Origin of the sequence: Collinsella sp. AM40-7AC (assembly GCF_003468125.1) — a bacterium.
Classification (GTDB): Bacteria; Actinomycetota; Coriobacteriia; order Coriobacteriales; family Coriobacteriaceae; genus Collinsella; species Collinsella aerofaciens_O.
In genome coordinates this window covers 78,485-91,431 of sequence record NZ_QSGK01000010.1, presented here as the reverse complement: position 1 = coordinate 91,431, position 12,947 = coordinate 78,485, and the positions used below count along the sequence as shown (strand labels likewise).

10 protein-coding genes are annotated in these 12,947 nt (G+C 57.1%); 1 reads left to right on the top strand and 9 read right to left on the bottom strand.

What is annotated here, in order from left to right:
* Window positions 1–133 precede the first annotated feature (133 nt).
* The 5 genes from DW892_RS08750 to DW892_RS08730 form a co-directional block, all read right to left on the bottom strand.
* On the bottom strand, window positions 134–2,620 hold the full coding sequence (locus DW892_RS08750; RefSeq protein WP_117766962.1) for a glycosyltransferase family 2 protein: 2,487 nt from the start codon (window positions 2,618–2,620) through the stop codon (window positions 134–136).
* Window positions 2,621–3,688, bottom strand: coding sequence for a glycosyltransferase (locus DW892_RS08745; protein WP_117766960.1), 1,068 nt, complete (start codon window positions 3,686–3,688; stop codon window positions 2,621–2,623). It abuts the gene before it with no gap.
* 12 nt (window positions 3,689–3,700) lie between these two features.
* Complete coding sequence (locus tag DW892_RS08740) at window positions 3,701–4,819, bottom strand: glycosyltransferase family 2 protein (RefSeq protein WP_117758323.1); 1,119 nt, start codon at window positions 4,817–4,819, stop codon at window positions 3,701–3,703.
* Between the two features lie 74 nt (window positions 4,820–4,893).
* A complete protein-coding gene (locus DW892_RS08735) occupies window positions 4,894–5,934 on the bottom strand; it encodes a glycosyltransferase (protein ID WP_117766956.1) in 1,041 nt (346 codons plus the stop codon).
* 6 nt (window positions 5,935–5,940) lie between these two features.
* On the bottom strand, window positions 5,941–7,044 hold the full coding sequence (locus tag DW892_RS08730; protein ID WP_117766954.1) for a glycosyltransferase: 1,104 nt from the start codon (window positions 7,042–7,044) through the stop codon (window positions 5,941–5,943).
* 256 nt (window positions 7,045–7,300) lie between these two features.
* On the opposite strand from DW892_RS08730, the gene DW892_RS08725 reads away from it, so the two are divergent.
* Complete coding sequence (locus tag DW892_RS08725) at window positions 7,301–8,320, top strand: glycosyltransferase (RefSeq protein ID WP_117766952.1); 1,020 nt, start codon at window positions 7,301–7,303, stop codon at window positions 8,318–8,320.
* 20 nt (window positions 8,321–8,340) lie between these two features.
* On the opposite strand, the gene DW892_RS08720 is transcribed toward DW892_RS08725, so the two are convergent.
* The 4 genes from DW892_RS08720 to DW892_RS08705 all read right to left on the bottom strand — a co-directional run bounded on the left by DW892_RS08720 (window position 8,341) and on the right by DW892_RS08705 (window position 12,944).
* Window positions 8,341–10,140 carry an AAA family ATPase gene (locus DW892_RS08720; protein ID WP_158567049.1) on the bottom strand — a complete coding sequence of 600 codons (1,800 nt, stop codon included), beginning with the start codon at window positions 10,138–10,140 and terminating at the stop codon, window positions 8,341–8,343.
* A 200-nt stretch (window positions 10,141–10,340) separates the two neighbouring features.
* Window positions 10,341–12,113, bottom strand: a complete 1,773-nt coding sequence (locus DW892_RS08715) for a hypothetical protein (RefSeq protein ID WP_117766950.1) — start codon at window positions 12,111–12,113, stop codon at window positions 10,341–10,343.
* 137 nt (window positions 12,114–12,250) lie between these two features.
* Window positions 12,251–12,670, bottom strand: a complete 420-nt coding sequence (locus DW892_RS08710) for an HI0074 family nucleotidyltransferase substrate-binding subunit (RefSeq protein ID WP_117638111.1) — start codon at window positions 12,668–12,670, stop codon at window positions 12,251–12,253.
* Window positions 12,657–12,944: a nucleotidyltransferase family protein gene (locus DW892_RS08705; RefSeq protein ID WP_006235563.1), complete on the bottom strand. Its 288-nt coding sequence runs from the start codon at window positions 12,942–12,944 to the stop codon at window positions 12,657–12,659. The genes DW892_RS08710 and DW892_RS08705 overlap by 14 nt, the downstream gene beginning before the upstream one ends.
* Window positions 12,945–12,947 lie beyond the last annotated feature (3 nt).

Genomic DNA, 12,947 nt, shown 5'->3' with positions numbered 1-12,947 from the left:
ACGCGGGGCCCGTTCAGGCTGTTGCGTTGAGATTGAAAATCAACCTCGTAATGTAAACTAACAAATAGCCTAAACGCTGCCTTCTTCCCAACTCATGGCGAAGTCAAGCTGAGGGCCTTCTAACAACCATTGTCTAAAGCGAGAAGTACTCACTCTCGGAAGACAAGTTAGGCCCCAACCATGGATCACCCGTCAAGAAAAACTCCGGCCAGCGCTGCGTGAACAGTGCCTGTTCGCGTTTCCAACGGCGCAGCTTCTCCTCGTTGGCCTCTTCCCTGCCGCGCGAGGTGAACTCGTAGTGGTACAGCTCGGCATAGGGCGTAAAGATGGTGCGGTAGCCAGCTTCCCGCACGCGCAGGCAAAAGTCAGCGTCGTTAAAACCGACGGCAAATTCCTCGTTGTAGCCGCCGACCTGCTCAAATACGTCGCGTCGCACCATCTGACAGGCACCTGTTACGGCGCTAAAGTTACCCGGACGTACGGCGCGGGCAAGATAGCCCTCGCGCTTTGCCGAGAAATCCTGGTTGGCATGGGCAAGTGCGCCACGCACACCAACCAATATGCCAGCGTGTTGCACCAGATGGTCGGCAAAGTAGAGTTTGGCGCCCACCACGCCCGCATCGGGACGCTGCAGATAGCCCATCATCTCTTCGATAAAGTCGGGGCTTATGACCTCAGTATCATTGTTCAGCAACAGAAGGTAATCACCCTTGGCATGCTCCACGCCAAAGTTAATGATCTGGGAGTAATTGAACTCACCCGGCCAGTACACAACGCGCGCGATACCCTTGCCTTCGGATGCCGCAGCCACGCGTTCCGGCAGGGTTTCGTAATACGCAAACGTCTCCGGGGCTTCGCTGTTGTTCTCCACCAAGACAATCTCGTAGTTGGCATACGTTGCCTTCCGGGCGATCGACATCACACAGGCGTCAAGCGTCTCAATGTGATCCTTGGTGGGAATCACAATGCTCACCAGCGGCGCAGGCTCCGGCAGCGCATAGCGCATGCGGTAGACAAACGGCGTCTCGGTATCCTCAACCGTTCCGCAAATGCCCAGCGCGTTAAAGTGGCGCTGCAGCGCAAGACGACCGGCTTCAATAGCATACGGCTTGCTATCGGCAGAGCCATCGGCGGTCGATCCCGGATGCACGCGCCAGTGATACAGCACATGCGCAACATGCTCAAACCGCGCGTCCGCCGCAAGGCAGCGAAGCGTAAGGTCGTAATCCTGGGCGCCCGCGACGTCTTCCGGCGACATGCCAATACGGTCGATGAGTGCCTTCTCCACCATCAGAAAATGCGTCACGCAGTTATGGCTATAGAGCAGGTCGACGTTGAGCTTAGTCTTAAAGACCGGCTGGCCCCACTCCCCCATTTTTTGGAACATGTCCTCGTCGCAGAACAGGACCTGGGGACGCTCGCCCTCGGCAGCCTTGTTCAACGCGGCAACATAGTGGAATAACGCGTCCGGTTCCAGGATGTCATCATGGTCCAAGAACGCGATGTAGTCGCCCGTCGCTTGCTCAATACCAGCGTTGGTGTTGACCACAATGCCGCCGTTGCCGGGAAGCTCGATGCGACGGATGCGCTCGTCATTGGCATCCGCCGCAAGATTGGCCACCGCATCCCATTCAGGCGAGGCATCCATAAGGAGCAATTCCCAGTTGTCATAGCTCTGGGCTAGCACCGAGTCCAGCAGCTCGCGCAGGTAGACCCGATCAGTCTTGTAGCACGGCACCACAATGCTCACGAGCGGCCTATAGGCAAAGGCCGCCGAAGCGACACGCTGGCACGCCATATCGCCCGGCTTTGCGCGATGTTGCTCAAACCAACGTCGATAAGCTGCGTCGTCTGCACGCGCGTCCTTCATGCGGTTCCAGCTGTCGTCAACCATGCCGTTGTACAGGCGACCATCCATGGCGCAAAAACCGCTCTGGATTAGGCCCGTGGGATCGCTCACAATCGCGACAAAATCTCGTATATCCCGAGGCATCTCTACGCTCAGATACGTTTTATTGACACGGCATCCGTTCTGCTGCGGCACATCGAACTGCGATTCAAACACATGCACGGTGGCATCGATGGCGTTCATATGCGTATCGAAGATCAGGAGCTCAGGTGCGCACTGGGGGTCTCCCGCCCAGGTAACCTCATAGCGCCACACCGCGCCGGCGTCTGCCGGCAAATAGCGAATGGCATCGATCTCGTAGAGGCCGCAGTGTTCGCCACGCTGCGCATCGCGGATAAGCGCACACAGCGCAGGCTTAGCTTTGTAGTTAATCTTGGATTCCAGCTTGGCCACGCGGCTATCGAGGCGAATGGAGCCCAACCTTTGGTCACCGGATGCAAATGTGACGTCAATCGTAGAGCCGTCCAGAAAGGGAAGCGCCAAGACGGCGAGCTCGCGCTCGTAATCGGAAACGGAAGGGCAAAGCGCCAGTACACGGCCATGATCGACCGGGAACGCCAGCGACGGCACAGAAGAACCGCTCGTCGTCGCATGGGCAAACGCTTGAGAACCCTCCCGCTCAATAAGCGCGGCGACATCCTGACCGGCAAAACGAAGCAGCACAAACAGACGGCCCTGACTGCGGCAAAGTGCCAAACGCTTGATACTCATCTACACTTCTCGCTTTCCCAGGGCGTTCGCTGCCATGCGCTTGCAGGCACCCAGACACCCAAACCTCAAGACGTCGTAATCGAACATGAGCTTTTTGCACTCACGGGCATTGGGGGCCTTGCTGGTAAGCGCCGCACGCACCATAGCGGCAACAGAAGGAGCGCATTGTGCGAGCGCAGCATCGCTGCCCACGGCAGAACCGGCAAGCGCCGTGGCAACGGCGGCAAACACCTTGCCGCAGTCCGAACCCAGCAACCTGAGCGCATCGTACAGCACCAGATCGCAGAGGAAGTACGCCAGGTCCTCGGCATGCTGTACATCGAGACCGTCGCGCTGCCAGTCAGCCATCACCGCGGAGTAAATCTTCACGTGCTCCAGCAGTCGCGTCTCGTCGTCATAGCGCATAGTGTCCATAAGCGAGCCCTTGCGCGCGACACGGTAGTCATACAGCTTGTTCGAGACAAGCGCGGTCTTACGCGAACGACCGTACACGGCAAAATCGAAGACCTGGTCCTCGCCATACTTGACGGTTTCGTCGAACACGATCCCGTTACCCAGCAAAAACTCACGCTTGCAGGCGGTGCGCCATGCAAAGGGGCGAGATGCTTCCTTAAACAGCAGGTCAGAGCTATAGCCTTCAAACGACACATCGCGCGGGCTCAGCACATAGTTAAGCCACGGATACCCCGCCTCCAGCGGATACGGATTCGCACCAAAGGTCAAAACAACGCAGTCCTCGCGCTCAAAGGCATCGACGATCACGCGGCATGCATCGGGCGTAAACCGGTCATCGGAATCCAAGAACGCAACGATAGACGCCGTGGACGCGGCGATGCCTGCATTACGCGCACTCGACAGGCCGCCGTTCTCCTTATCGACCAGCGTAAAGCGCGCGTCCTTTTCGCAATAGGTAGCCGCGATATCGCGCGAGCCGTCCGGCGAGCCGTCGTTGACCAGCACGCCTTCCCAATCGGGCATGTCCTGCGCAAGCAGGGAGTCCAGGCACCAGGCCAGGCACTCCTCCACGTTATAGATGGGAACGACAACGGAAATCTTGGGGGTAGCCATAGTCAAGTGCTCCTACTGTGCGACCGGAACGTCATCGGGGTGCGGATTATCACCGTAGGTGCGCTGATACGTCAGCACGCGCCAGACCAGCGGCAGCCCGCCGATCTTGAAGTAGTGCTTAAACGTATTGATCTTGCCCGGCTTCTTAAAGCCAAAGCGCGAATCGATATAGGCGCGGGGCGACTTGACCATCAGGCGCAAGTCGGTCTCGCCACGCGGATCGAACAGCGACAGGTCAAAGCGACCGGCATCCCAATCGGACTTGAGCTCGGGAGAGGCCTTCTCCCAAAACTGCTCGCGCAACTCATCGACCAGGCGCTCATCATTCCAACGGTACGTATCGACCTTCATGCGCATTAAAATGCCCTGAAGCTGAGCCTTAAGCTCGGGGCGTTCATCCAAAAAGCGTTGCATCTCGGCATATTCGTCGCACACGCAAAACACCTTGTTAGGCGAATTAACGGAGCTCTTCTCGTTATCCTGGCGATAGCACAAAATGGGGTCCGCAATAAACGCGGCACGCTCGGCGCATGCCCAGACCTTAAAGTTAAAACCCGCATCCTGATACGAAGCACCCGGCGTGGGAAGGAACCGAATCTGATTGTCGTTGAGGAACTCGCGCCGATAGATAGCCGACCAAATGGAAGGTTTGCGGTAGAAGATGCCCGGGCGATCGACGGGGCGATAAGCGGCGCCCGTCATATGCTCGTCGATGATCCCAAACAGCTCACGGCGTTCGCTGGGCGTGGACCAATACAGGTAAAAGTCGCCCTTTACCACATCGGCATGTTCAGCATCGGCCTTGGCGACCAGCTTTTGGAGCGAATCCTCAAACATAAAGTCATCGGACTCAAGGATGCCCACGTACTCGCCGCGCGCCATCTCCAGGCCGCGGTTCATCGAGTCGCCGTAGCCGCTGTTGGCCTTGTCGATCATCTTTACACGGGGGTCGCGCTCCATGTACTCGCGGATGATATCTGGCGAACTATCGGTGGAGCCGTCGTTGATGCAGATGATCTCGATGTCCTTGAGCGTCTGCGCCACGGCGGAATCGAGGCACTCGCGCAGGTAGCGCTCAACATTGCAGATGGGAACAAGCAGCGAAACTTTAGGGGTATCAGAGTTCTGCAAGAGAACCTCCTGTTGAATAGCGTGTAACAGGGTTATTTTAGCAGCCGAGTTGCGGCGGGCGGCAGCGCTTGGAACTAGAGAAAGCGCTCCAGGCAGGCCTTGAGACCACGGGTCGAAAGATAGAACAACGTGGCGTCTGCCATCGAAACGCCCGAGGTCGCCACAACGAGCTTATGGGCGACACGGCGAACGGCGCCCTTAGCAGGCATATCCGCCCACTCCGTTCCCAAAAACGTCGTGAGGTCCATGTTGACGCGAGCCGCCACGCGATGGAAGTCATCGGCATCCAAGCGCGCCAGGTCGAACACAATGAGGTCCAAAAACCAAGTTATCAGCTCGCCGGGGCACAGGTCCAAAAGACCGTAGGCCGCCCAGTCCTCCAAGACTTCCTCGAGCATCCTCATGTGGGCGTCAAGCTTTTTGGCGCGAGCCTCGGCACTGTTGAACTCGTGCGTCGCCGATTCGCTCTCCATCACGTAGTGGTAGAACTTGTCCGGCATGACGACGGTCTTGCGGGCAAGCGCATAAGCCGCAAATTGGAAGACGACGTCCTCTCCCAAAGCCAAACCGGGGGCGAAGCGAATGCCTTCGCGATTGAGCAGCTCGCGCGAAAAAGCCGCACGGCAGGCATAGGGCTGCGCATTCGAATGAAACAGCAGTTGGGGATCACGGGCGCCGAAGGTACCAGCTTTGGGGCTCATGAGCTGCTGAACGCGTTTGGGGGCAGCATCGGCTGGTTCACAGACGCCGCCAAAAACGGCGGCCTCGACATCTGCAGACTCCATGGCATGCAGTACGCGCTCGACCGTCTGGGCATCGATGTAATCGTCGGCGTCCACAAAAAAGACGGTCTCGCCCTCGGCGGCATCGATACCGGCATTTCGAGCACACGAGACGCCCGCGTTTTCCTGGTCAATCACCAGTACGCGATCGTCGGCCTGCGCGACCTGGTGCAACACGTTCGACGAATCATCAGTCGAACCGTCGTTGACGCAGACAACCTGAATCGCGCACTCGGACTGGGCCAACAGCGAATCGAGGCATCGCTGAATGGAGCGCGCAGAGTTGTAAACGGGGACGACAATGGTAGCTTTGGGGGTCAAAGTCTCTCCCATGCCAACCTACCCCCTCAGCGATTCGATGAGGAAGGCGGCGACCACGCCTGGGCCTCCAACCGAGGCGTAATACTTAGCACGCCCCAAGGCACCATCCGTCGCAAAACTCGGATGATCGTCAACCCAGCCCTCAGGATCTTTGAGGATGGCAGCGAGATTCGCGCGCTTCCACGGCTTGAGGTCATCAAGCGAAAAGTCCCCCGCGTCCAAGGCCGCCTGAAATTCCTTAGCCATCTGCACCAGGAACTCCTTATAGAACTTAGGCGCCAAGCGCACGTAGTTCCACATGTACGAATCGTACTTAATGAGCTGATTGAACTTGAGCATGCGCGCGACGTCATCACTTGCGTGGTCGCGGGCATAATCCTCTCGAATCCAACGCTCAATCTCGGCATACTCGGTATTGACGCAAAAGACCTTAGCCGAAGAATTGACCGAGGAATTCTCGTTGTCCTGGCGATACGACAACACGGCATCATGCAGGTAAATAGCCTTTTCGGCACACGCGATCACCTTAAAGGCAAATGACGTGTCCTGAAAGGATGCCCCCGGAGTCGGCAGGAACTTGATACCGTTGCGCTCAAGAAAATCACGACGGTACACGGCCGACCAAATCGACGGTTTTTGCTTAAAGAACTGCGTCGTATTGCTGGGATGCACCGGTTTGCCACAATCCCTTGCCTTAAACATCTCGTGCAGCGAACGGCGCTCCTCGGGCTTAGACCAGTAGAAATCAAAGTTCGCCTTCGCAAAGTCGGCATTATTGCTATCGGCGGCCGAGACAAGCTTTTCGAGTGCGTCGGGCGCCATAAAGTCATCGGACTCCAAGATGCCAACGTACTTGCCACGCGCCATCTCCAGACCGTGGTTCATCGAGTCGCCGTAGCCGCTGTTGGCCTTGTCGATCATCTTGACGCGCCCATCGCGCTCCATATACTCGCGGATAATCGCCGGCGAGTTGTCGGTCGACCCGTCGTTAATGCAGATGATCTCAATATCCTTGAGCGTCTGCGCCAGGGCGGAATCGAGACACTCGCGCAGGTAGCGCTGAACATTGTAAATGGGAATAAGCAGCGACAGAACAGGGCTGCCAGAGGCGTTAGTAGACAAATGTGCTCCTTAGGAAATACCTGTCGTTTCATGGTATCAAAGGGTCAGCGCGCCAGCGGGCGTTTATATAATCTATGGAGCCTCTTACGGGCAAAGTAGCCGCACGTCATGCGGCGGGCCCGTGGCAGGTTCCTGCGTTTTATTCAAAGCTTGCCGTCAAGGTGCGCCGAGCCTTTACAATAGGACAGTCCCAAGGACGTATTCGATAGCTTCCGCGCAGCGCTCGTGCGCCGCGCGTGAAAGGATATATTGCCCCATGCCTTCAACCCTTCCCGCCCCCATCGATAAGCTCGCCATCGTTGTCGTCACGTACAAGCGCCAGGAACTCCTGGCCAACTTGTTCGACTCCATGACCGAGCTCACGGCAACGCCCTGGCGCATCGTGATTGTCGATAACGAGAATTCCCGCGAGACCGAGGCCATGTGCACCGCATTTAACGAGCGCCTCGCCAACCTGTGGGGCATCGACACCGACCAGCCCGATTCACAGGGTGGCACCGACCGCGTTATATACGCGCCGCAGCTTGAAAACGGTGGCGGCGCGGGTGGCTTCTCCGCCGGCACCAAATGCGCCTACGACCTGGGCGCCCAGTGGTTCTGGGTGATGGACGACGACGTGCTCGTCATCCCCGAAGGCATCGAGCGCTTGGCCAAGTGGACCGACCGTTACGACGTCATTCAGGGTTCGCGCCTGGACTTTGACGGCGGCGCCTTCTTTTGGCAGTACCAGCTCATCCTTTCGCTCGGCATCCCTAACCCCATCGCCAAGTGGGATTTGGGACCCGAGGGCTACCGCACCATGAACCAACTGTGCTTTGAGGGCGGCATGTTCTCGCGCCGCGTGGTCGACAAGATTGGCCTGCCCGACGCGCGCTTCTTTATCTACGGCGACGATGCCTGCTACGGCTACGTGGCCAGCCAGCACTTCCCCGCCGCCGTGGTTGCCGACGTGGTGCTCAAGCGCGCCCGCGCCGTCTCTAACTGGGATATCGCCGGCAAGCGCCAGCTCAACTCCACGAGCGACACCAACCGCTACTACATCATGCGCAACCGCGGTTATCTGGCACGCTACATGCAGATCTACGGCGACTACCACCCCGTGCTGTTCCGTCTGGGCAATGCCGCGACCTTCTGCAAGGAGTTCATTCGTCTGGCAGCAGTCGACAAATGCTTTAAGACCGGTATTCCGGCGCTGCGCCGTGGCATGAAGGACGCACGCAAGATCGTTAAGGATCCCAACTGGAAGCCCATGCCGCCCCTGAAGGACGCCGAGTAGTAAAGGGCTTTCGCCCGCCGCTACAGTCGTTGACACACCACGGACACACGCTGACCGTCAAAACCAAAGCCCCAACGCATGCGCCCGACGGCGGGGCGCGGCACGCGGATATCATCGATGCCGTCGCGCTCTATGTCGAGCAGCGCCTGAACCGCTAACAGTTCCAGGCCCAGGGCATCGACGCCAGGGTCATACAACATGTTGATCGTAATGAGCGGTCGCTCATCGAGCATGCCGAGCGTGTCGGCCACGTCAAACACCCGACCGGTGGGAATCACCTGGATATCCCAGCGATCCGAGACGCCACTTCGCTTGGAGCTGGGATTGCAATAGCCGGACAGTCCAAAGCAAAGCCCCTGCAGCGCCAGATGATAGGCTGTCGGCATATCTGATTTGTCCACATCGATGCCCAGATCGCCGATAGCACAGCTCAAAGCTTGCTTTACAGCGTCCTCGTCTCCTCGACACAACCCGTCATGGAACGAGTCGATAACTCCAACGTCCTCAACGGCGCACTCAAACCATTCCAGAATTACAAGACGGAGCGCCTGACGCACTTCGTTGTTAGGCAGGCGCAGGGAACGAAGGCACGCGCCGTCCTCCGAATGCCCTGTCATGTCCGTCGTAAGAAATCCAGACAGATACAGCGCAGTCCAGATATCTTCGGGCTTGGCGGCATCGACCTCCTCGGCATGCACATGCACTGGCGCCTCAATAAACCCATGCGGCTCAACCAAATCGAACAATGCGGACAGGCGCATGAGATTCCAGTCACCGACGCATGCGCTCAGACGGTCGGCGTAACCATACAGATCCGCCCGAACGGGCGCGACGCAATCGCGCTGTGCGTAGTCCACCACGCGCTCCGGGCTCGAGCAATAAAAACCACCAAACAGATAGCCCTCGAGCCACTCACGCGCGTCATCCAGACAGCCGTTGCGACCGATGCAATCCAACAGCACTTGGACTTCGTCGTCCGAAAAACCGAACCATCGATCACACCAACTCGACAACGCTGTCGCCGACCGATAGGAAACCCCACGTTGGGACAACGCAAACTCGGCATGACCGGGGCGCTCGCCCATCAGACACGTCAATCGCAACGAGTCGCCGGCATCGGCAATGGTGTCAAACAACATCCGGCTGAGCGACTCTAGGAAATCCACGCCACCGTCGTCCTTAGCGTCCAAACCATTTGGACACACCACGTCGTAGTCGTCTATCAGAAGAACAACCTGCTCATCGAAAGCTGTCTGGAGCAGCTTAATAAGCACGCCAAGCGCCGCATCGATCTCCCTATCGCTGGCCACCCCACGCGCCGCCCTCTCGATAAGACGAACCTCACGTCTTGACAGATCAGGCGCGGCAAGCAGCGGCAGCAATCGGGCGCACTCGTTCGCGACAGCGCTGCGAATAGCCGCCGCAGCATCGGCGTCGCGCCTCGCAGCGGCAGCAGAAAAATCGAGCAAGATGACGGGATAGCACGCGTACTCATCACGAAAGCGACCACCGCCCGCCTGCCAAATCTGGGTGCCGACGAACGGGCTTCGATCCGGCCGTCGGTGATCAGATCGTTCCAAATAGCATTTGAGCATCGATAGATTCATGCTCTTGCCAAAACCCTTGGGCCGACAACAAAGCGCAACAGGTGCTTCGCTGTCCAATATATCGGCAATAAACATAGTCTTATCGACGAGTAAACACCAATTGATTGCATCAGAAAAGTCGTGTACATCAACCGGCAGAGCTGCGTTACCCGCATGATTGAGCAACCGTGCACCAAACGCATGAGCAACACCATAATTCGCCTGTTCAGACACCGTAAGTTCTCCCTCTAACGCAGCACGATGCCCATTGTAACGAGCGGGTAGAGCGCAACAATATCGACATGTAAACGTTTCGGGCAACGGTAGCAACATGCCCCCGAGGGGGCATAACAAATCGTTGCACAACAAAAACGGGGTCCGATGCCGCCGCACCGGACCCCGTCCCAAACTCTTATAGAAAACGATCTGGAAGATTACTCCTCCGAACCGTCCTCCCCAGAAGTTTTCTTCTGCTGATCGAGCTTATGCTTACCACTTACGATAGACGTGGCACCCAGCGTGGCCAAGCTTGCACTGGCAAGGCTCGCCATCACAATCAGATCGCCCGTCTTGGGCATGTTGCCGCCCGAGGACTTGGTCGTTGTAGTCGTCGTGGTCGTGGTGGTCACCGTTTTGGAGTCATTTTGCTCCTGGACCTGGTTGTCGGTGCTGCCCTTACCGCTGTCCTCGCCCTGCTGCTTTCCGTCCTCGGTCTTGTCCTTGTTCTCGTCCTTCGCCTCAGATTCAGACTTCTTGCCATCGTCCTTCTCCTGAGCGGACTTGTCGCCCTTCTCATCAGAGCTAGAACCCTTATCGGACTCGGTCTTTTCCGTGGAAACCTGATCAGAGTTGTCCTTGTTCTGGGTCGAGCCGTTATTGACACCAGCCATCAGCGAAGAGCCCAGCGTAGAACCAAGCTGCACGGAGAAAGAAGGCTTCTTGTCCGGCGAAGCAACGGGAGCGTCCGGTGCCTTATTCGAGTTGTCCTTGGAAACATCGGAATCAGGGGTTGCGGCAGAGCCAGAGCCTTTGTTAGAGCCGGTGTCAGCGGACGAATCGCTCGAGCCGGTGGATGAGTTAGAGGTGTCAGCGTCGGTCGAACCAGAAGCGGCGCTGTCCGTATTGCCGGCAGAGCTTGAAGACGAATCGCCCGCAGCAGAGCCGTTCGAATCGGAGCCGTTCGAGGTAGAGCCGTCGTTGGTAGTGCCACCAGCAGAGCCATTACCGTCAGCATCGGTCGAGGGCGCATCCATCCTGTCATCATTGGCATCGTCACTCGAGTCGTCATTCGAATCAGGCGTCGGCGAGGGCGCCGGCGAGGGCTCGGGCTGCACGGGCGTCGCGGCGGCAGCCTCGTCCTCAGCGATATAAACCAAGCAGTCCTTCAGCTCATTCTTATAACGATTCTTCCAGCCCTCATGATACTGGGGCTGGCTCGAATACTTGGTCGCCACGTTATTGACCACGCTGTTGGAGAGCGCCGTCACAAACTCGCGGTCGGTCATACTGTTAGAAAGGTTTGCCCAGCGGAAGAAGTCCCTGCAACCACCGGTGCCGCACATGTTGGTGATACTCCACACCATGCCCTTAACGCAATCGGCGCGGCCCGAAACATCAATGCCCAAGCCACTCTTGAGCCACGCCTCGGTCACCGCATAGTACGAGTTGTAGGCATAGGCATCTTGAAGTGCTGAGAACTCAACAGGATCGGTGTTGTACGCACCTTGGAAGGCATCTTGCGCGATATGGCCCAGCTCGGTGAGCTGGCCGTTCTCGTACATGGCATTGCTCGCGTTGGAGATCTCGCTGCCGCGATCAATCGCATCCTTGAGCATGCTGTATTTTTCGGGGTTGTAGTTGTAGGCCTGCTTCATAAACGGAATGAGCGACCATCGACGGTCGAACTGGTAATAGCCCAGCGCGTTATAGCCGTCGCCATACGAAAAGCCCTGGTTATAGTTGCCATGGCTCTCGTACTTGGTAAAGTACTTCATCTCGGTGGTCACGTTAACAAACGAAACGCCCTGGACCGACCTCAGCACGCCCGAGAAGGACTGCTGGGTATAGAGACCCTTATCGATATCGGTCGCATTCGAGGCAACGCCCGGCGTGGGCTCCTCGGCAGCGGCGGGTGCCGGCGCGGAAACGGCGCCAAACGAAAGCGCCAGCGTCAGGCCCGCGACAATAGCAGAATGCTTGGGCTGCATAAGATCCTCCCTGCATTGGTGTAGTTAAAGTGCAGTTTGCAAAGATAAGAGTAAGTATTGCAGCTCGCCCGTTGTTGCACAACAACCCCTCGGTAAACGGCAACAACCCTCCGCGAAATCCGCGAAATCTAAAGGAATTAAACAAACTGGTCGTCGGGCACCAGAAGAAGATCGCCGTAGCGTCCCATCAGCCCGTCTCTCAACTGACAGAAAGCGGGGATATAGACGTTCAGGATACGCTGAATCAAATCTTGAGCGAGCTTGTTGTCATAGATATGGACGTTCGTATTGCGGTCTCTGAGCATGTCTAGCCAGGCTGCCTCATCAATAAAGTCGTAGAATCGGTACGACTCCTTCAAGATGGCACGAGGAGACCCCGACGCGGCAAGCGTGGCGCCCTCATACTCGAGCAGACGCTTAAGGAGCTTCCAGCTCAGTTCAAATTGAAGATTGAACTTATTAATTAATCCACTCTGAACAAAATCATTGTTGAGATCCTGATTGGGCGCATCCTCAAGATTCGCCAAGGCGCTAACAAAGTTCTCATATTTTTTCATACAGAATCACACCATCCCTGGCAATCTCATCGAGCAATTGCTGCGATAGGGACTCGTCGAGATTGACGACATCTACATCTAAAAGAGTATCAAGATGTTCCTCGATCAAATATGAGAAACGGCCGAAATCCCGGCAACCTGCTACGGCGATGTCAATATCGCTCTTGGGCAAGTTGTCGCCTCGAGCACGAGAACCAAACAATACGACCTTCTCGGCGTCACATTCCCGAGCAAAAACTTCGATTTGCTTGTACACCTTGTCGAGAGATGCCATTTG

Bases quoted from the DNA above. Each gene is read 5' to 3' on its own strand.
- DW892_RS08735 (WP_117766956.1), bottom strand. From the start codon at position 5,934: ATGGGAGAGACTTTGACCCCCAAAGCTACCATTGTCGTCCCCGTTTAC.
- DW892_RS08725 (WP_117766952.1), top strand. From the start codon at position 7,301: ATGCCTTCAACCCTTCCCGCCCCCATCGATAAGCTCGCCATCGTTGTC.
- DW892_RS08705 (WP_006235563.1), bottom strand. From the start codon at position 12,944: ATGGCATCTCTCGACAAGGTGTACAAGCAAATCGAAGTTTTTGCTCGG.
- DW892_RS08750 (WP_117766962.1), bottom strand. From the start codon at position 2,620: ATGAGTATCAAGCGTTTGGCACTTTGCCGCAGTCAGGGCCGTCTGTTT.
- DW892_RS08715 (WP_117766950.1), bottom strand. From the start codon at position 12,113: ATGCAGCCCAAGCATTCTGCTATTGTCGCGGGCCTGACGCTGGCGCTT.
- DW892_RS08745 (WP_117766960.1), bottom strand. From the start codon at position 3,688: ATGGCTACCCCCAAGATTTCCGTTGTCGTTCCCATCTATAACGTGGAG.
- DW892_RS08710 (WP_117638111.1), bottom strand. From the start codon at position 12,670: ATGAAAAAATATGAGAACTTTGTTAGCGCCTTGGCGAATCTTGAGGAT.